Here is a 20,714-nt window from a genome sequence, read left to right as displayed (position 1 = left end):
TTCATTTATGAGTTAAAAATCAGTATCAGGATTGGGGATAATATACAGCCCTTCATCCATCGACATGCTTTCATTTGACCACAGGCGCTGGGTCTTATTGCGTTTATAGAAATAGAACATCTGCCCTTCAGCAAAGAACTCGCGACGATATTCCTTAGGCAATTCAATTTTCAGTTCATCAAAAGATTTAAAATAATCCGAACGGGATACATTCTTGGATACCATATACTTCGAATAAAGAGTATTGACCTCCTCCAGCGTAGTAGCACCCTCCATCGCTATCAGATACATTTCAGACAAACGCAACAGCGGAATAATTCCCGGTGAATCTTCTTCCACATAATATTTACTGATAGTCGGGTATTCATGATTCTGCGAGTCTTTAGTATCTGACCATATATCCTCCCGGACATCATTAGGGTCACAACCTACAAACAAATCATCCTTCCATGTCGTGGACATAACCAGATTTCGCTGTGCACTCACAACCCCGGCATTAGTTTCCCCTTCCACTTCCGGCTTGCCATAAAGCAAAGGTACAGAGATGTCATGCAAATTAGCAAAATGAAGAGAGAACAGACATTCTGATGGAGAAGAATACACCTTATGAGTTGCCTGACCATAATCCTGAAAACTACTAAGCTCGACCACATCCTTACCGGAAGCTGTCTTTGCATTTATTACCTCTAACGCAACATCATGCGCTTTCGCCTTGTCTCCCAGATAGAGGTACATACGAGCCTCCAAAGCACGCACAGCCCAATAGTTCATGCGGTATTGACGATAGGACATAAAATCATCATCCAGAGTTACATCACTGTCCTTTGTGCCTACTTGATTCAATTCTAACAAGGTATATTGTCCGACCGGATCATTCTCTTTCAATAACGACTTAGCTCGCTCAATATCCTCCTTGAGTTTCGAGACGTATTCATCAAAGGTATAATAAGTCAACGATTGTTCAAAGGAGGTAACCTCTGCATAAGGAAGTTTTACTTGGATGGATGCTTCCACGGGAACCTGTCCAAACAGACGCAATATGTCCAAATGCAGGAAGGCACGCAACCCATAAGCTTCACCTTCAACCACTGCGCGCGATTTTGCATCGGATATCACAAGTCCTTTCCCCTCTTGGAAAGCCTGAATAACCCGATTCACCTCCAACACAGCATTATACATATTACTATAGATACTCTCAAAAATCGATTGAGACATCGTTTGACTATAGTCATGATTACGCAGGTAATAGTTTTCCTTGATATAGTCATAATAGTCCACTGACATGTCGAAATACCACAAAGAAGCCAACGCATCTACAGTCGACATCGTCATACGTGTTCCATACAAATCTCTCTTTGTCAAATCAGAGTAACACCCCGTAAGAGCTCCCTTAAAACCGCTGTAATTATCGAACATCTTATCGGCATCCTTCTCTATATTTTGAGTCACATCCAGCCAGTCGCTACAAGACGGCATTGTCCCCAGCAAACAGGCTGCAAAAAGGAATGAAATATATTTCTTTTTCATAATAGGAATCTTTTACTGTTTTATCAGAATAAGAACGTCACACTACCTTGTACATTCCGAGCAAACGGATAGCTAGTACCTCGTTCGTACTTAATGGAAGAGAAGTGCCACAAATCGGTCATATTTAACCCGAAGAGTATACTCTGTAGTTTGGCTGTACGCTGCAACCAGACACTATTCCAACGATATTGCAGGCTCACGGACTGTATATCAAACCAATTGTCATCCATCACGAAACGGGAAGTGGCATACGTTCCTTGGTCTCCATAAGCCTTGAAGAAAGTTCTGTCTCCAGGCTTCTGCCAACGATCACTGAACACACGCCGGTCGACATTCTGGACAGCTATCGTTCCATTCGTGACTTCTACACGGTCGATCAATGTGCTATTATAAGTCTGTCCTCCCCATTGATATCCAAAGGAGACGTTCAGTGTCAAGTCTTTCCAACGAATCATAGTACCGGCATTTCCACGATAAGGCGAACCATAAGTCGCATCAACACCTGCATACGTGTAGTCCTGCCTATTCCATCTCTTGGTTACATTGCCATCCTTGTCCAAATACATCTCCTGACCATTTGCAGGATCGATGCCTTGTGAACGGACGACATAAAGTCCATACATCGAGCGGCCCTCATAGAGCAAGTGGGCTGGCTGAGTACGAGCTATAGATGACGAAGCAGAAATAAACTCTTCATTCTGCGCCTTGATAGCATCGGACAACTTAATGATTTTATTTTTATTATAAACCAACTGGCCATTGACCATCCAACTAAAGTCATGCCGGGTATCACGAATCAGGTATGCATTCAGAGAGGCTTCAAAACCCGAGTTGCGCACTTTACCCACATTGTCTGAATAGGAAGAAAAGCCCATGGCCAAGGGAATATTCATAGAAGACAATAGCCCGTCTGTATCTTTTATATAATAGTTGAATTCACCGCTAATCCGGTAATCAAACAAAGAGAACTCAAGTCCCAAGTTCGTCTCATAGGTATCTTGCCAAGTCAGTTTCTTATTTCCATATCCCGATAAGTGAGCAGCGTTCCAGCTGACATAACGGTCTCCAGAACTGTAATGATACATGGTACGTGCTGCTGCCGAAGTGAAGTCCATGGTTCCAGTCACACCATACGATGCCTTCAGGCGTAAAGCATTAACCACGGGCGACAGTGGCTCCATAAACCGTTCATGATGTATGTTCCATCCGGCACCAATACTCCAGAACGGAGCAAAACGTTTGTCAGCACCAAATTGAGAAGATCCATCCAAACGGTAGGAAGCATCCACAAAATAGCGGTTGTCATATGTATAGTTCACATTCCCGGTGAAACCTACACGACGACTGATAATCTCGCTACCGGTCGGAGCCTGACCAGATGCATAAGACAATGCATTGCTTAAAAAAGGCAAATCCTGACTGCTGAACCCTTCTGCTACGAAAGAGTAGTTCTTGCTCTTGCTCTCTGTGATCGAATAATCAAAACCGGTATACAGCTGATGCTTGTCTTTGAAAATCTTTGAATAGCTCAAAGTCAAACGGCCATCATAGGAGAAACCCTCACCACTCCCATACTTATATCTACCTTTACGAATAATTTCCAGATTCGAACTGTTATTAGCTTTGGTATTAAACATGGAATGTTCTGCCGGATAAAAGATGTCACTTGTCGAACGGGTTGTGGAAAGTCCCAACTGTCCACGCAGTATCAGCTCTGGCAATATTTTCCATTCGATGGAGAAGTTATTGATAATTCCTAACGTACGGCTTTTATTAAACGTGTTCAGCGTAGCATCATACAAGGGATTCTGTATGGTATTCGAGGTCTTGTGAAGGCCTGGAAAATAACGGATCAGTCGATCATCATCATCATAGGGGCGATAATAGGGTTGCATCTCCACATAGGTACTAAAAGAGCCATACGGGCTATTATCGCTCAATGTGTTCCCGATATTCGTATAGTTGCGGAATATCAAATCTTTATACGTGTACATCAGGGTAATATCACCATTGAACACCCGACGGGATGAACCCTTCATGGCACCTTGCGTATCTCTCCAAGAGAGTGAAGTTCCCCAACGGAATTCCTCGCGACCACCCTCTAAGCGTAGATTGTAGTTCTGTCCAATTCCTGTTCGTAAGGGCTTATTCAGCCAATCCGTGTCTACACCAGACAATATATCTTTCAAGCGTTTCTGATAGTCTTTCTGATACTCCAATGTCTGCGAAGGCTTTCCTTCCGACTCATACAGTCCCACCAGACGTTCCAGCTCCAGCTTGTCGCGGGCATTCAGCAGGTCATAAGACGTCAGGTCGGGGATTTCCAGACTCAGACCGGCGATGGCTGTCATCTTCAGCTTGCCGGGTTCGGGCTGTTTGGTCTCCACCACAATGACGCCGTTGGCACCGCGTGAACCGTAGATGGCGGTAGCGGAAGCATCCTTCAGGATGGTAATCGACTCGATTTCTTCATCGTTGTAGTCCATCAGCTTGGTCAGGCTGATTTCAAAACCATTCATGATGATGAGCGGCGTGTTGACGTTTTGTTTCGTGGTTTCATTCAGCTCCTTGATGCTGAGCGGCAACGAGGATGTGCCACGGATGTTCATCTGCGGCAGGGAGTTCGGGTCGCTACCCATCATGTTGTTCATCGGGATATTCAGTGAGGCGTCGGCGTTGCGCAGGGTCTGAAGCAGGTTCTGGCCTTTGTACATCTTCAGTTTCTCCCCGCCTATCTTTGTCGCCGCTCCCGTATAGCTCTCCTTGGCTTTACGGAAGATTCCCGTCACCACCACATCATTCAGGGTCTTGGCATCCGACTCCAGGATGATCTCCATCCCCGGCATGGCCTGCAGGGTCTGTGTCTTCATGCCGATGTATGAAACCTGCAGGGTTGTTCCCGGCTTAACATCTAAAGTGAATTGTCCGTTGAGGTCGGTGGCAGCCCCCTGCTCCGTCCCGGCAATACGAACCGAGGCTCCGATTACCGGGAGTCCGTCCTCTTTGGACAGCACCGTGCCGGTAATCTTTTTATCCCCTCCCGTCGGTTTTTTCTTACCCTTATTCAGATGGCTGACGTTGATAAATTGTCCATCGATAATGTATTCGAAAGGTTTCCCCTTCAAAATCATCTTCAAGGCAGCCTCAACGGTCGCATTCTTCACTTGCCCGCTCACCTGATAGTCGCTGACGTCATCATACGAAAACAAAATCCGGTAACCGGACAACCCTTCCAGCTTCTTCAAAGCAGCTGACAGGGTCTCTCCTTTCAACTCCATCGTGATGCGCTTCCCATCGTCATTCTGTGCCTGCACCGGTGGTGTGAGCAACAGACAACAAAGCAACATCACGAAGCTTAAAAATCTGCATTTCTCCATAATGAAACTTGATTTGGTTAATATTCCTGTTTTTCTTCTCTATATATAATACGTTTCAGAAAAAATTTCGGGCACCATTTTTACGACTTTTTTCCAGAAACTTAAAAAAAGGTTGGTGCGGGAGTCCTCAAGCAGGAGTATTCAGGGAAGGTTTACGGACTGTAAAACGAGTCTTTCAGGAGGTGAGGAAGCCGGTGATGAGCAAGAGAATCGGAGGACCAGCACATGGGAATGGCAGTTCCACGCCGTGGGAATCACAGTACCACGCCATGGAACTCACAGTCCCACGCCGTGGAACTCGCAGTTCCAAAGCCTGGGACTCGCAGTCCCAAAGCCTGGAACTCGCAGTCCCAAAGGCTGGAACTCAGAGTACCAAAGGCTGGAATGCAATCTGGTACTCTCATGTTTCCAAATTCCAGGGTTGTAACCGTACAGACTGGAGCTTCAAGCAGACGCTTCAACCCGAATCACCGGAAAGGAGATGGACAAGAAGATACCACCCAAATGAAAAGGTACAAAAAAAAATCCGTTGCCCTGTCGGAAAGAGCAACGGACTCATATAAACGATTTGAGAGATTGTACGGGGAAAATGTCTGAGGCTTTATTCGCCTTGGGCAGGAGCAGCCGGTTGTTCGGCAGCATTGCCTTCTGTGGCTGCGGCAGGTGCTTCACCCTGTGCAGGAGCCTGTTGCTCTGCCGGGTTAACCTTGGAAGCGTCGAAACCGGGAATGCCTTGCGGATTAGTCTGACTCTCACGTTGAGCCTCTTGCAGCAAGACAGAGTCCTGTTGACCGGCAGTCGGAAGGGCGTATGCCGAGATGACGCTCACCACAACCATAAAGATTGCCAAGCCCCAAGTGGCTTTTTCAAGTACGTCGGTCGTCTTACGGACACCCATGATCTGGTTGGATGAAGCAAAACCGGCTGCCAAGCCGCCACCTTTTGAATTTTGAATCAAAACGATGAAGCACATCAAAATTGCTGCCACTACGATGAGGCAAACTAATATCACAAATACAGTCATTTTATTTTTTTGATTTAGCGTTAATAATCAAATTCTCTAAGTACTTTATTTGGTCTGCAAAGTAAGTGCTTTTTTTTGGATATTTCAAACTAAGCTTTTTAATTATTTCAAGAGCCTTAGCATATCGCTGCTGCTTGATGTATATTTTTGCCAATGTCTCGGTGAAGTAGCTGTCGTCGATGTCAGCATCCTCGTCGATGTCCACCGACGGACGTTCGTCAACGGCTGCTCCGTCAGTAGAGAATCCGGCTTCTTCATCCTTCCGCTGGAAAGAGAAGCCTTCATCCGCCTGTTCGATGAATTGGTCGATGAGGGCTTGTCCGCGCATGGGTGCCACCTCGGTTTCCGGCTTCTCGTCCGTCTGTTCCTCCTCTTTCAGCAGGTAGGCGGCATAGTCCGTCGCAATCCCATTGCCGATGGCGGCATAGGATGATTCTTCGGGAACGGACGAGAGAAAGGCATTGATGAGCGCCAGGGTGCGGTCGGAACTTTCGTCCGGAGCCGCCTCGCCGGGCTTCTCCTTCGTCAGTGGAGAACGGTCTCCCTCGATGAAACGGCAGAGGGAGGCACGATGGGTGATATAAATGATGGCACGATGCAGCTCTCCGGTGAAGGCTGGGTCGTGCAACAAGTAAAGATTCTTCAGGTAGAGCAGACGGGCTGTCTGATAGTAGGGATAACGCTCCACCAGCCGTCCCAGCACGTCGAGCGAGTCGTGGTCCAGACGGTCGGGGTGCTCTATCCAAGTTTGCAAGTCGGTCATGAGACAAAGGGGGTTATGAAAGGGGTTACCAATTCGCCACCGTGGCGTTGAATATCTGGTCGACAATCTCCTTGGTCATCTCTTCAATCAGCCCGTCCTGTACAGCCGTGAGCTGGAGCGTGGAGTCATAAGTCTGCGACGCGGTAAACCGTTGTTCGAAGTCCTCGGAGTGGTTGGTGTTGTTCACGAAACGCACGTTGACCGTCAGGCGCAGCTCCACCTGGGCAGAATAGCCATCGGCAGCTACCGCCTTGTTGTAGACATCGTATCCGGTAATCTCACCCGACAGTTCCAGGTCTCCTCCCCGCTTGACGAACTGCAACTTCGTCTGCTGGGCATAGGCGTCCTGCAACTTGTTGTTGAACAGCGGTGCCAACGGACCGTACTGATAGAGGGCACGGTTCTCGAAGTTGTTCAGGGTGATGGTCTTCACCTTGTCATAGTTGATGGACGCACCGTTGAAACGGTAGGAGATGGTGCATGACAACAGGGTCAACAGGACGAAGGCAAGGGGGATGCCTTTCCGGATGAGTTTATTCCAAGCCATATTCTTTCAGTTTTCTGTATAGGGTTCGTTCTGAGATGTTCAAGTCTTTGGCAGCACTCTTGCGCTTACCGTGGTTCTTCTCCAGTGCCTTCTTGATGAGTTCGCGTTCCACATCATCGAGCGACAGCGACTCTTCGACATATTCCGCCGCATCCTGTTCTTCAGCGGACGGATGGGGCGATGTGGAGGGGATGCTGATGGTAGGCATCTGGTTGATCGGGGCAGGCATCAGCTGCACGTCGGGGTGTCCGGGATAGTAAGGCACCGACGGCGTGGAAGCCGCAGGGACAGTCCCCGGCTGACGTTCGTTCATGATGTCGTGCACCAGCTTCTTCAGCTCGGTGACGTCGGAACGGAGGTCAAAGAGAATCTTGTAGAGAATCTCCCGTTCGCTCTCGAAGCTGGCACCCGACGACGTCCCCCGTCCGCCTGCCAGCATGGGGATGCGTCTCTCCTGATGGAGCGGGATGTAGGTCTGCAGGGTCGTGGCATCAATCTCCCGCTTCTTCTCGATGATGGAAATCTGCTCGGTGATATTCTTCAGCTCACGGATGTTGCCGGGCCAGGGATAGGCGGTCAACACCTTGCGTGCCTCGTCGGTCAGCTGGATGGGAGGCATGTGGTAGTTCTCGGCAAAGTCGGAAGCGAACTTGCGGAAGAGCAGGTAGATGTCCTCCTGCCGTTCACGCAAGGGCGGTATCTTGATGGGCACGGTGTTCAGACGGTAGTAGAGGTCTTCCCGGAAGCGTCCGTCGACAATCGCCTGGGTCAAGTTGACATTGGTGGCTGCCACGATGCGCACGTTGGTCTTCTCGACCTTTGACGAACCGACCTTGATGAATTCCCCCGTCTCCAGCACACGGAGCAGACGGGCCTGGGTGGACAGGGGCAGCTCGCCGACCTCGTCGAGGAAGATGGTGCCGCCGTTGGCTTCTCCAAAGTAGCCTTTGCGTTCGCCGATGGCACCGGTGAACGCACCCTTCTCGTGCCCGAAGAGCTCGGAGTCTATCGTGCCTTCAGGGATGGCACCGCAGTTGACAGCAATGTATTGCCCATGCTTGCGACTGCTGTTCTGATGGATTATCTTCGGGAAATGTTCTTTACCGACACCACTCTCACCGGTGATGAGCACAGACAAATCGGTCGGGGCTACCTGGATAGCAATGTCTATCGCGCGGTTCAACCCTTCCGAATTGCCTATGATACCAAACTTCAGCTTTACTTGTTGTATTTCGGATGTGACCATAGTCTCTTATCTGTTTAGCAGACAAAAGTACGAAGAACACCGCAATAAGGCCTGCAATTTTGGCAGTTTTTAGCAGTCGGGTGTCATTTTAACCCGATTACAACGTGTCTTCCTCCACCGCATCCAGCTTCAGCTTGTCGCTGTCGTCGCGCTTGTCATAGTACTGCTTGCGCAACGGGTTGGCATGAATCTCGCGGTCAATCTGACGGTTGCGGAAGACATCAATCGCCACGTAAACGGCTTGGCGGAAGGAAGCTTCCGAAGCGATGCCTTTGCCGGCAATGTCGTATGCCGTACCGTGGTCGGGCGAAGTGCGTATGATGGGAAGTCCGGCTGTGAAGTTGACTCCTTCCTCCATCGCCAGTGCCTTGAAAGGAGCCAGCCCCTGGTCGTGGTACATGGCCAGGACACCATCAAATGCCGTCAGCTGGTCGGAGCCCATGAAACCGTCGGCAGCGTAAGGGCCGAAGCAACGGATTCCTTTTGCCGATGCCGCCTCCATGGCGGGGATGATGATTTCCTTCTCTTCCGTCCCCAGCAGTCCATTGTCTCCGGCATGGGGGTTCAGGGCGAGTACGGCAATGCGCGGACAGTCGATGTTGAAGTCCACTTTCAACGAACGGTTGAAGATGGAGAGCTTTTCCTCAATCAGCTCCTGCGTCAGGGTGGAGGCGATGTCCTTCACGGGGATGTGTCCGGTGACGAGTGCCACGCGGAAGTCGTCCTTCATGAGAATCATCAGTGCCTTGTTCCCCTTGCCGGCACGTTCCTCGATGTACTCCGTATGTCCAGGGAAATGAAAGGTCTCCGACTGGATGGTCGCCTTGTTGATGGGAGCCGTGACCAGTACGTCGATTAATCCGGCACGGTACTCTGTCAGGGCACGTTCCAGTGCATCCAGGGCGGCACGCCCGGACTCCTCCGCCGGCTTGGCAAACTCCACCTTCACTTCGTCGTTGGCGCAGTTGACTACGCTGAGCTTCCCGTGGGAGGCTTCCGAGGCCGAGTTGACGATGCTGAAGTTCGCCTGCAGCTCCATGGCTTTGCGGTGATAGGCCGCCACCTTGGGCGAGCCATATATAATAGGTGTACAAAGCTCCAGCATGGCAGGGTCTGAGAAGGTCTTGAAAATCACTTCGTAGCCCACACCGTTAATGTCACCTTGCGTTATTCCTACTCTTATCTTGTTTCTTTCCATATTGATTGAATTTGTGAGGTTTCTGTTTCTTGAGATTCCGGGACTTGGACGGTTCCAAGCCTTACTCCTTGTTTTGCATCCGTTTGGTCGAGAGCATGCCACAGGCGGCAAAGATGTCTTCTCCGCGTGAAGCACGGATGGTGGTAAACACGCCGTGGTTCGTCAGGTAATCGCGGAAAGCCGTCATGTGCTCCATGCTGCTGCCTTCCAGGTCGACCCCGGGAATGGCATGGAAGCGGATGAGGTTGATGCGGCAGTCCACCCCGCGGAGCAGACGCACCAGCTCCTTGGCATAAATCTGCGAATCGTTGACTCCCTTGAACATGATGTACTCGAACGACAACCGGCGTTGCTTGCTGAAATCATAGTCCTGCAACAGGTCCACCACCTCCGTGATGGAGAAGGACTTCTCGGCAGGCATCAGCATGCTGCGCTGTTCGGGAAACGGGGAATGGAGGCTGATGGCAAGGTGGCAGTCGCTCTCCTCGATGAAGCGGCGCAACCCCTTCCGCAAGCCGACCGTGGAGACGGTGATGCGCTTCGGACTCCACTTGTAACCATAGTCTGCCGTGAGGATGGTGAGGGCTCCCAGCACATTGTCCAGGTTGTCCAGCGGTTCGCCCATACCCATGAAGACCACATTGGTCAACGTGTCCCGTTCGGGGATGGAATAAATCTGGTTCAGTATCTGGTTGACGGTCAGGTTGGCAGAAAAGCCCTGCTTGCCCGTCATGCAGAAGAGGCAGTTCATCTTGCAGCCCACCTGCGAGGACACGCAGAGGGTGGCACGGTCTTCGTCGGGGATATAGACCGACTCGATGAAACGTCCTTCAGGGGTCTTGAACAGGTACTTCACCGTCCCGTCGACCGAGCGCACCGCCTCAACCGGAGCGGAAGCGCCCACTTCATAGCGTTCTTTCAACAGTTCGCGGTGGCGGAGCGAGAGATTCGTCATCTCGTCGATGCTCGTCACCTTCTTATCGTAAAGCCAGGATGCCAACTGCTTGGCTGCGAACTTGGGCATGCCCAATTCTGCCGCCACACCTTGCAACTCAAACAAGGTCATTCCCAGCAGAGGTTGTTTCTGATTCTCCATTTCTTTGAATTTGTCTTCATTTTATCGAGACAAAGGTAAAAGAAAAAACGACGATATTCCTTATATTTGCGCCACTTTATCACGTAGACGGCTGAACTTTCACCGGTCTGACAGACCTTTCAGCCCCAAATCGTACAGGCTCTGACCTCCTCTGAGCGACAACGTGGGCTCGCGGCGGTCGAAGCACTTGGACATACTCAAAAACACGAAGCTTATGACAACCACACTCTGCTGTTTTCTGCCTTATGCCGACCCGGAACCGATGCAGGCATTGCTCCGCGACTTGCAGACTGACAGACAGCCTTCTTCCATCTTCCTGCTGACCGGCACTTCAGGACTACCGGAAGCTCCTGCCGGATGTACGCTCCTGCCGGGGGCGTCTTTTGTTTCCACCGACGGACTGAAACAGCTGGCTCAGGCGTCCGGGGATGCCGAATACCTGCTCTTCTGCACCCGTCCGGTGACGGTACAACTGGGCTTTCATGCCTTGGAACGTCTGCTGCAAGTGGCACGACAGACGGGAGCCGGACTGGTCTACACCGACCGTTACGAGGTGAAGGCTGACGGCACACGGACGCCCCACCCCACCATCGACTACCAACGGGGCAGCCTGCGCGACGACTTTGACTTCGGCGCCCTGTGGCTGGTCGACGGCAATGACTTCCGGCGTTGTTTCGAGGGAGAAGTGCCGGACTGCACGTATGCCGGACTATACCACTTCCGGCTGTGGCTGGCGGCACAAGGAACGGAGCGCATCGTCCACCTGAATGAATTCCTGTATGCGGAAGTGGAGACGGACAACCGCCGTTCGGGCGAGAAGCAGTTCGACTACGTGGACCCCAGGAACCGCGCCGTACAGCTGGAGATGGAACGCATCTGCACCGACCACCTGAAGCAGCTCGGTGCCTGGCTGGAACCGGACGACTGGGAGGGAATCGACCTGTATGCGGCATCCTTCCCCGTCGAGGCATCGGTCATCATCCCTGTCCGGAACCGAGTCCGTACCATTGAAGATGCCATCCGTTCGGTGTTGCGGCAACAGACCTCGTTCGCCTTCAACCTCATCATCATCGACAACCACTCTACCGACGGCACCACGGAGGTCATCCAGCGGTATGCCGACGACCCGCGCGTCGTGCATCTCATCCCGCAGCGGGACGACCTGGGTATCGGTGGTTGCTGGAACACCGGCATCCTCCATCCGGCTTGCGGAAAGTTTGCCGTCCAGCTCGACAGCGACGACCTGTACAGCGACGAGCACACGCTCCAGACCTTGGTCGATGCCTTCTACACCCAACGGTGCGGCATGGTCATCGGCACCTACCGCATGACGGACTTTGCCCTGAACACCCTTCCGCCGGGCATCATCGACCACCGCGAGTGGACGCCCGACAACGGCAGGAACAACGCCTTGCGCATCAACGGGCTGGGAGCGCCGCGTGCCTTCCATACACCCCTGCTGCGGCAACATCTCCTGCCCAACACCAGTTACGGCGAGGACTATGCGGCAGGACTGACGCTCTCCCGCCGTTACCGCATCGGCAGGGTGTACGACGTGGTCTACCTCTGCCGCCGCTGGGAAGGGAACTCCGACGCCGCCCTCAGCATCGAGCGCATCAATGCCAACAACCTCTATAAGGACCGTCTGCGTACCCTCGAGGTGGAGGCACGCATCCGCCACAACCGCGACCGGCGTGCCTGCTGCCCCGACGAAGCCGAAGCCGACAGCTACTTCCGCCGTCAGCTGGAAGTCTGGCACGACACACGCCGACGCTACGACGAACTGGCACACGTGGAGCAGCGCACCCTGGAGAACGGACTGGTGTTGCAGCACAACCCGGCACGCATCGTGTCCACCGGGGCAAAGATGGACCGGGAGACACTGGCACAGCGCCCGTGTTTCCTCTGCCTGCCGCAACGTCCGCAGGAACAGCTGCACCGCCCGTGCTTCGACCACTATGAACTGCTCGTCAACCCCTATCCCATCTTGCCCCGGCACTTCACCCTGCCCTGCCTCGTGCACACCCCGCAACGCATCCGCGGACACTTCACCGACCTGCTCCGAATGGCACGCAGCCTGACGGGGCATCTCGTGTTCTACAACGGACCGCGCTGCGGCGCCTCTGCTCCCGACCATCTGCACTTCCAGGCAGGCAGCCGGGGAGTCGTCCCCCTGGAACGGGACCTGCACCGCTGGCTCAGTGCCGAGCCTTTCCTTCAGTCGGCTGACGGAAGCCTCTCCGCCTACACGCTGGAGGGCTATGCCTGTCCCGGCTGGGTGCTCTTCTGCCGGGGGAACGATGCAGAAGCCGAAAGGGTGTTCCACACCTGCCTGGCTGCCTGTCCGGGCTTGTCCGTCGTACCCGAACCGGGCATCAACCTGCTGGCATGGCAGGAGGCGGACGCCACCGTCGTCGTGGTCCTGCCCCGGAGCAAGCACCGCCCTGCCTCCTACCCTTCACCGCTCGTCAGTCCGGGCGCACTCGACATGGGCGGACTCATCATCACTCCCCGACGGGAGGACTTCGAACGGCTGACGGCAGCCACCGCCGCTGCCCTGATTGCCGAAGTGGGCATCCCGGAAGCCGACTGCCGGCGCATGGTCGAAACCCTCAAAAGCTGTCTGTCATGAGCGAACCCTTCGTACAGGTCGGCATCCTGCAAGCCGACCGTCTTTCCTTCGAGCTGCACGGAGGCTACACCGCCAACGGCACTCCCGTCATGCCGGGCATCCGGCAAGCCACCGTCCGGGAAGGACAGGTCTGCATCGACGGCGTGCAGCAGGCGGCATTCCTCTTCCGCCCCTGTGACACCGACGCCTCGTTCTCGCTCCGGGATGTCACCATCGGCGTGGGCTTTCACTGGGAGCGTCGGGAGACACAGACGTTCCGCGGAGAGCTGCATCTCCTTGTCGCTGACGGACGCCTCCTCGCCATCAACCGCCTGCCGGTGGAGGACTACCTGGTGAGCGTCATCTCCTCGGAAATGAAAGCGACCTCCTCGCCGGAGTTCCTCAAGGCGCATGCCGTCATCTCCCGCAGCTGGCTGCTGGTCCAGATGGAGAAGCGTCACCTCCACAACGCCCCGTCGGCCGTACAGACGGACGACAGCCTCATCCGCTGGTATGACCGCGAGGACCACACACGCTTCGATGTCTGTGCCGACGACCATTGCCAACGTTACCAGGGCGTGACCCGTGCGGACAACCCCAACGTGCTCCGTGCCGTGCGCGAGACTGCCGGACAGGTGCTGGTGGCAGACGGACGCATCTGTGACGCCCGCTTCTCGAAATGTTGCGGCGGCATCACCGAACGTTTCTCCACCTGCTGGGACGACACCGACTACGCCTACCTGCAACCCGTCCGTGACCAAGCCGGGACGACGGCACCCCTGCCCGACCTCACCCGGGAGGAAGAGGCAGAACGGTGGATACGCTCAGCTCCCGACGCGTTCTGCCACACCTCGGACGCCCGCATCCTCCGTCAGGTGCTCAACACCTACGACCGCGAGACCACCGACTTCTACCGCTGGAGGGTGACCTACACCCAGGCAGAACTGGCGACGCTCCTCCGCGAACGGACGGGCATCGACTTTGGCGACATCCTCCGGCTGGTCCCGCTGCAACGGGGTCCGTCGGGACGCATCTGCCGCCTGCGCATCGAGGGCACCAGCCGGACGTTCACGCTGGGCAAGGAACTGGAAATCCGCCGGGCGCTCTCCCGGTTTCACCTGTTCAGCTCCGCCTTTGTGGTCGACTGTGACCGGTCGCTTCCGCCTGCCCGCTTCACCCTCCTCGGGGCCGGATGGGGACACGGCGTGGGTCTGTGCCAGATAGGTGCAGCCGTCATGGGCGAACGGGGCTACACGTACGACGCCATCCTCCATCACTACTATCCGCACACCGCGATTGAAACACGCTACTGACATGAAAACAACGAAATACGCTCCGTGGGGCTGGGTTCCCACACTCTACTTCGCCGAAGCCTTGCCTTACGTTGCCGTGATGACCATCTCCACGGTGATGTACAAGCAGCTCGGCATCTCCAACACCGACATTGCCCTCTACACCAGCTGGCTCTACCTGCCCTGGGTCATCAAGCCATTCTGGAGTCCCTTCATCGACCTGATGAAGACCAAACGCTGGTGGATTACCACCATGCAGCTGCTCATCGGCGCCTCGCTCGCCGGGGTTGCCCTGACGTTGCCGCTCGACGGGTTCTTCCGTGCCTCGCTCGCCCTGTTCTGGCTGATGGCTTTCAGTTCCGCGACCCATGACATCGCAGCCGACGGCTTCTACATGCTCGCCCTCACGCCCCACGAACAGTCGCTCTACGTGGGCATCCGCAGTACGTTCTACCGCATCGCGACCATTGCCGGACAGGGGCTGCTCATCATGCTGGCGGGGTGGCTGGAGAGCACCACCGGACGCATCTCCTACGCCTGGACCCTCACCTTCTTCCTGATGGGGGGACTGTTCATCGCCCTCTATCTCTACCACCTGTACATCCTGCCCCGTCCGACAGCCGACCGCATCCCGTCCGGCATGCAGGGACGGAACATCTGGCTGGGCTTCGGGCAGACCATCGTCAGCTTCTTCACCAAGCCGCGTGCCTGGGCAGCCGTCCTCTTCATGCTCCTCTACCGCTTGCCGGAAGCCCAGCTCGCCAAGCTCTCGAACCTCTTCCTCATCGACGCCGTGTCGGAAGGAGGGTTGGGACTGACGACGCAGGAAGTGGGCTTCGTGCAGGGCACCGTCGGCGTCATCGGTCTGCTCCTGGGCGGCATCATCGGCGGAATAGCGGCTTCCCGTCACGGGCTGAAGCACTGGCTGTGGCCGATGGTGTGGGCCATCTCCCTCCCCGACCTGGTCTACGTCTACCTCAGCTATGCCCAACCGGACAGCCTGTGGGTCATCTCCTCATGTATCTTCGTGGAGCAGCTGGGCTACGGATTCGGCTTCACCGCCTACATGCTTTACCTTATATATTATTCGCAGGGTGAACAGCGGACGGCGCACTATGCCATCTGCACCGCCTTCATGGCACTGGGCATGATGCTGCCCGGCATGGTAGCCGGCAAACTGCAGGAGCTCATGGGCTACGAACACTTCTTCATCTGGGTCATGGTCTGCTGCGTGGCAACCTTCGCCGTGACCGCCCTGCTGAAGATAGACCCGGAGTTCGGAAAGAAAGGACGCGCCTAGAGCCTCACCAAGTCAGGGACAGACGTGACTAACCCCGCACCCGTACGGACCAAAGTATAATACTTAGGCTGGCTAAGTATAATACTTAGGGTGCCTAAGTATTATACTTTGGTCCGTCTATCCCCGGTATAGTCGACATACAAGCCTGCTTGGCAGAAGGTACAAGCCCAGGCTTCATCCCAACCGGACCTGTCTTCCACGAAGGGAATCTTCCGTCTTTTCACACTTTTTAGGCATCCGGGAATAGTAGTATTCCGGCAAAAGGCAGTCTTCGGGGAAAACAACACAAGAATTATGATTCATATCGAAGCAAACCGCCGGCATCTGCTGGCGACCATCCGGACTGCCGCCCTGAGACATGCCGAGCGTCCTGCCCTGGTGATTGAAGAGAAGATATACACGTATGCGCAACTGTTCCGGCAGGTTGCCGTCATCTGCCGTCGGCTGGAAGGATACGCCGGGAATGTCGTCGGCGTGACGGGCGAGAACGCCCTGGAGACGTATGCCTCCCTGCTCGCCGCCTGGTTCACGGGGAAAGCGTACGTCATCCTCCACCCCGACTACCCTGCCGAGCGCAACCGGCAGATTGTGGGACAAGCCGGCATCGAGCTGGTGCTGTATGCCCGGCAGGACATCCTCCCGGACGACCTGTCCCTCCCCCGTTGCTGCACAGCCGAAGGGGCGACCGCTGACGAAGGGTGTCCCGACCTTCCGCCTGACACGTTCCTCGCGGACACGACGGCGTACATCATCTTCACGTCAGGCAGCACCGGGACGCCGAAGGGCGTCCCCATCAGTCATGCCAACCTCGACGCCTTCTATGCCGCCTACCGTTCGCTGGGCTGGAAGCTCAATGAGAACGACCGCCTGTTGCAGATGTTCGAGCTGACGTTCGACGTCTCGGTGGTGTCGTTCTTCTACCCGCTCACGCTGGGCGCCTGCGTCTACACCGTGCCGCAGGAAGGGATGAAGTACCTCCAGGTGCTCGACCTCATGGAACGGCACCGCCTGACCTTCGCCGCCGTGGCTCCCTCCGTCCTGCGGCTGGCACGCCCCTACTTCCACGAACTCAGCTTCCCGGACCTGCGCTATCTCGTGGTCACCGCCGAAGCCTCGGACGCCGACCTGCTCGAGGCGTTCCGTCCGTGTATCCCCCATGCCGAGATTATCAACCTCTACGGACCGACCGAAGCCACCATCTACTGTACCCGTTACACCGTGCCTGCACACGGCTGCAAGCAGCACAACGGCATGGTCGCCATCGGGAAGACCTTTGCCGGGATGAAGGCAGTCATCGTCGGTGAGGACGGACAACCCCTCCCCACAGACACCACCGGCGAGCTGTGGCTCAGCGGACCGCAACTCATGACAGGCTACTGGCAGCAGCCGGAGCTGACGGCACAATGCTTCGTCCGTCGGGACGGCAGGCTCTACTACCGGACGGGAGACCTGTGCCGGCACGATGCGGACGGAGACCTCATCTACTGCGGACGGAAGGACAACCAGGTGAAGATTCAGGGTTTCCGCATCGAGCTGGGCGAAATCGAGCACTGCGCCAAGGAGTTCTATGCCCACCGGTGCAATGCGGTCGTACTCGCCCTGCAGGGAGAAGGCGGCTGCGAACTGCACCTCGTGGTGGAACATGCCCCCGAGGACACCGCCGCGCTGATGCAGCACCTGCAAAGCCGTCTGCCTGCCTACATGCTGCCCAAGCGCATCCATTTCCTGCCGGTCTTCCCGCTGAACAAGAGCAACAAGACCGACCGTCCGCGCATCAGGCAACTGATCGGGTAGTCCGACCGCCCCGCCGCATTTCACTGATTCACTTGTACACACTCAAACCACAACCGAATGAAAACAACTGCTGAAATCCTGGAAGCCCTCAACGGGATCTTCCGACACGTATTGAAGAACGAAAGTCTGAACCTGACCGAAACGACCACCGCCCACGACGTCGACGGGTGGGACTCCCTGACCAACATGCTGCTCATCAGCGAAGTGGAGAAGGCCTTCGGCGTCCGCTTCAACTTCCGCGAAATCGTCAAGATGAAGAACGTGGGCGACCTCTGCGCCGCCATTGCCAACAAGATGAAGCCGTAGCCCATGTCATTCATATCCACTGAATTTGCCTGCCTCTTCGTGCTGTGCTTCGCCGTCTGCTACCTCGTGGGGCAACGTTTCCGGAAAGCTGTCCTGCTCGCATCGAGCTGCATCTTCATCGGCTACTTCCACGTGGGGTTTCTCCTGGTGGCGGTGGCTGTCGCCCTGTTCGCCTACGGGGCAGGCATCCTCATCGAGAAGACGGCAGACCGCCCGGGACGCCAGCAGGTGGCTTTCTGGGGCGCCTGCCTCTGCCTGGTGCTCTGCTGGACGGGCTTCCGCTATGCCGGGAAGCTGACGGGGACCTCCGTCCTCTTCCCCCTGGGCATCTCCTTCTACACCTTTCAGGCACTCGCCTACCTGACGGAGGTCTACTGGGGTGAGGAGAAGGCAGAACGGAACGTGACGGACTTCCTGCTCTACATGCTCCTCTTCCTGAAGTTCCTCTCCGGTCCCATCGAGCGTCCGGGCAACCTGCTCGCCCAGGTGAAGGAACTGCGCCCCGCCACCTATCCCATGATGACCTACGGCGCCAAGCTCATCCTCGTGGGACTCATCAAGAAGCTGATGATTGCCGACCACCTGGGCCCTTACATCGACCATGTGTTCGCGTCGGTCCACGAGGCATCGGGCGTGCAGCTGCTCATGGCGGCGCTGCTCTATCCCGTGGAACTGTATGCCGACTTCTCGGGCTACACGGACATGGCAGTCGGCGGCGCCCTGCTCTTCGGACTGCGGCTGTCGCCCAACTTCGACCGCCCCTTCACGTCGCAGACCACGGCAGAGTTCTGGCGGCGCTGGCACATCTCGCTCTCGTCGTGGGTACGCGACTACCTCTACCTCCCGCTGGCGTCCGTCGTCCGCGGATGGGGACAGTGGGGCATCGCCGGCAGCCTGCTGGTCACCTTCGTCGCCCTCGGCGTGTGGCACGGGGCAGGATGGACGTTTGTAGTCTACGGACTCATCCAGGGCATCGTCATCGTGTGGGAACAGCGGACGGCAAAAGCCCGCAACACCCTGCGCGACCGCCTCGGCAACCGCCTCTTCACCCTCCTCTCCCAGGTGCGCACCTACCTGGTCTTCGCCCTGTCGCTCATCTTCTTCAAGGCACAGACGCTGGAGGAAGCCTTCTACTACATCGGCCACCTGTCCTTCCGCGTGCACAGCAGCTGGAAGGAAGTCTCCATCGGCATCCCCGACCGCAGCTGCATCGTCGCCGGAGCCACCCTGCTGCTCCTGCTGGTCTATGAGCACTTCATGGCACGGGGCGACGTGCTGCAACGGCTGGAACGTCAGCCTGCCGCCCTGCGCTGGGCGCTCTATTACCTGTTTGTCTTCGTCCTCTTCGCCTACGGCAAGTTCGGGACGGAAAACTTCATTTACCTGCAATTCTGATGAAACAACCGAATACCCCTCCCCTCCAGTCAGGCTCCGCCGCACGGAAGCTTGTCCTGAAAGCACTCCTCCTGCTCCTCCCCTTCGCCGGCATCGTCGTGCTCTATTTCCACGACGACCCCTTCATGACGCTCCGCCGTTACCCCGTCTACGACTCCGCCGTGATGCTCAACGAAGAGATGGTGGGATGGAACATCTACCGGAACAACCGCGACAGCATCCCCTTCAACTCCTTCATCCTAGGCAACTCGTGCACCATGGCATTCCCCTGCCGGATGTGGGAACAGCACCTTGCCCCGGGCGACCGTGCCATCCGCCTCTTCGGCAACGGCGAGAGCATGCGTGCCATCTACCTGAAGCTGCAAGCCCTCGAACGTGACAGTGCCGAGCTGAAGAACGTACTGCTGGTGCTCGACGGCACTTCGTTGTCGCGCAGTCAGGTCCAGTCGGGCTACAGCTTCCTCCTCCCTCCCGAGGTGTCGGGACAGAGCCTTGTCGGCGTACAGCTGAAGCTGCTCCAGACCTTTGCCCTTCCGAACTTCCTCTTCGCTTACCTCCGCTACAGGATGACGGGCACCATCTCCTCCTCGATGAAATACATGAATCCCTACGGACGGATACGCAATCCGCAGAACAACGACGCGCTCAATCCCCGGGAACGCCTCATCGACGAGCAGCAGGAAGCCTACTGGCGCGACCGTCCCAAGGAGTTCCCTCCCCGCCCGGAACAGGAAGTGGTGGCGGCACCGGTCATCGGCGACGAACAGGCACAGCTCCTGCGACAGATAGCTGCCCTCCTGCACCGCCACCGTACGAAGGTGCGTCTGATTATCAGTCCCGACTACGACCAGCTCAAGCTGAATCCTGCCGACAAGGCTGCCCTTGACCACCTCTTCGGCAGGGGTGTCGTCTTCGACTTCAGCGGCATCAACGCCTACACCGCCGACTACCACAACTACTACGAACGCGGACATTACCGTCCCATCCTCGGCGAAAGGTTGCTGCAAGCTGTCTATGAGGAGGACGAAGGAGGAAAGTCAAGATGAACGCACTTTGAGAAGCCTTCAAACGGTATTTGAATTCCAATCGAACCTTATCCTTAGGTATCCAATAACCGACTTGACTGATAGCAAATCGCCTGAGAAGCCCCTTCCGCCACCAGCTTGTATGTTGGTGAGAGGAAGGTCCTTCTCAGGCGATTCGTTTAACATGTTGACCTTTGACAAGCGGCTCATCCG

Annotated in this window: 15 protein-coding genes; 7 read left to right on the top strand and 8 right to left on the bottom strand. The window is 55.6% G+C overall.

Annotated elements, in window-relative coordinates:
- Positions 1 to 12: 12 nt before the first annotated feature.
- The 8 genes from C8275_RS07095 to rlmN form a co-directional block, all read right to left on the bottom strand.
- On the bottom strand, positions 13 to 1,527 hold the full coding sequence (locus C8275_RS07095) for a RagB/SusD family nutrient uptake outer membrane protein (RefSeq protein WP_106484620.1): 1,515 nt from the start codon (positions 1,525 to 1,527) through the stop codon (positions 13 to 15).
- A 23-nt stretch (positions 1,528 to 1,550) separates the two neighbouring features.
- A complete protein-coding gene (locus tag C8275_RS07090) occupies positions 1,551 to 4,904 on the bottom strand; it encodes a SusC/RagA family TonB-linked outer membrane protein (RefSeq protein WP_106484619.1) in 3,354 nt (1,117 codons plus the stop codon).
- 601 nt (positions 4,905 to 5,505) lie between these two features.
- Positions 5,506 to 5,928 (bottom strand): preprotein translocase subunit SecG, encoded by a 423-nt coding sequence (secG, locus tag C8275_RS07085; RefSeq protein ID WP_106484618.1) that lies wholly within the window; start codon positions 5,926 to 5,928, stop codon positions 5,506 to 5,508.
- Between the two features lies 1 nt (position 5,929).
- Positions 5,930 to 6,691 (bottom strand): hypothetical protein, encoded by a 762-nt coding sequence (locus C8275_RS07080; protein ID WP_106484617.1) that lies wholly within the window; start codon positions 6,689 to 6,691, stop codon positions 5,930 to 5,932.
- Positions 6,692 to 6,716: 25 nt separating this feature from the next.
- On the bottom strand, positions 6,717 to 7,238 hold the full coding sequence (lptE, locus tag C8275_RS07075; protein ID WP_022385202.1) for an LptE family protein: 522 nt from the start codon (positions 7,236 to 7,238) through the stop codon (positions 6,717 to 6,719).
- Positions 7,225 to 8,484: a sigma-54-dependent Fis family transcriptional regulator gene (locus C8275_RS07070; RefSeq protein ID WP_106484616.1), complete on the bottom strand. Its 1,260-nt coding sequence runs from the start codon at positions 8,482 to 8,484 to the stop codon at positions 7,225 to 7,227. The genes lptE and C8275_RS07070 overlap by 14 nt, the downstream gene beginning before the upstream one ends.
- 97 nt (positions 8,485 to 8,581) lie before the next feature.
- Positions 8,582 to 9,682, bottom strand: a complete 1,101-nt coding sequence (gene pdxA, locus C8275_RS07065) for a 4-hydroxythreonine-4-phosphate dehydrogenase PdxA (protein ID WP_106484615.1) — start codon at positions 9,680 to 9,682, stop codon at positions 8,582 to 8,584.
- A 61-nt stretch (positions 9,683 to 9,743) separates the two neighbouring features.
- Complete coding sequence (gene rlmN, locus C8275_RS07060) at positions 9,744 to 10,778, bottom strand: 23S rRNA (adenine(2503)-C(2))-methyltransferase RlmN (RefSeq protein WP_106484614.1); 1,035 nt, start codon at positions 10,776 to 10,778, stop codon at positions 9,744 to 9,746.
- Between the two features lie 214 nt (positions 10,779 to 10,992).
- On the opposite strand from rlmN, the gene C8275_RS07055 reads away from it, so the two are divergent.
- The 7 genes from C8275_RS07055 to C8275_RS07025 all read left to right on the top strand — a co-directional run bounded on the left by C8275_RS07055 (position 10,993) and on the right by C8275_RS07025 (position 20,522).
- The gene (locus tag C8275_RS07055; RefSeq protein WP_106484613.1) at positions 10,993 to 13,410 is read left to right on the top strand and encodes a DUF4922 domain-containing protein; all 2,418 of its coding nucleotides are present in this window, start codon (positions 10,993 to 10,995) and stop codon (positions 13,408 to 13,410) included.
- Positions 13,407 to 14,702: a SpoIID/LytB domain-containing protein gene (locus C8275_RS07050; RefSeq protein ID WP_106484612.1), complete on the top strand. Its 1,296-nt coding sequence runs from the start codon at positions 13,407 to 13,409 to the stop codon at positions 14,700 to 14,702. Before C8275_RS07055 ends, C8275_RS07050 begins: the two co-directional genes overlap by 4 nt.
- A 1-nt stretch (position 14,703) precedes the next feature.
- Positions 14,704 to 15,981 (top strand): MFS transporter, encoded by a 1,278-nt coding sequence (locus tag C8275_RS07045; RefSeq protein WP_106484611.1) that lies wholly within the window; start codon positions 14,704 to 14,706, stop codon positions 15,979 to 15,981.
- 294 nt (positions 15,982 to 16,275) lie between these two features.
- Positions 16,276 to 17,775, top strand: a complete 1,500-nt coding sequence (locus C8275_RS07040) for an amino acid adenylation domain-containing protein (RefSeq protein WP_106484610.1) — start codon at positions 16,276 to 16,278, stop codon at positions 17,773 to 17,775.
- Positions 17,776 to 17,832: 57 nt separating this feature from the next.
- Positions 17,833 to 18,081, top strand: a complete 249-nt coding sequence (locus tag C8275_RS07035) for an acyl carrier protein (RefSeq protein WP_022385194.1) — start codon at positions 17,833 to 17,835, stop codon at positions 18,079 to 18,081.
- 3 nt (positions 18,082 to 18,084) lie between these two features.
- On the top strand, positions 18,085 to 19,476 hold the full coding sequence (locus C8275_RS07030) for an MBOAT family protein (protein WP_106484609.1): 1,392 nt from the start codon (positions 18,085 to 18,087) through the stop codon (positions 19,474 to 19,476).
- The gene (locus C8275_RS07025; RefSeq protein ID WP_106484608.1) at positions 19,476 to 20,522 is read left to right on the top strand and encodes a histidine kinase; all 1,047 of its coding nucleotides are present in this window, start codon (positions 19,476 to 19,478) and stop codon (positions 20,520 to 20,522) included. Before C8275_RS07030 ends, C8275_RS07025 begins: the two co-directional genes overlap by 1 nt.
- Positions 20,523 to 20,714 lie beyond the last annotated feature (192 nt).

The sequence above is a fragment of the Bacteroides sp. Marseille-P3684 genome (genome assembly GCF_900291465.1).
Lineage (GTDB): Bacteria > Bacteroidota > Bacteroidia > Bacteroidales > Bacteroidaceae > Phocaeicola_A.
The sequence above is the reverse complement of the archived record's forward strand: the minus strand, read 5'-3'. Positions and strand labels throughout refer to the sequence as shown.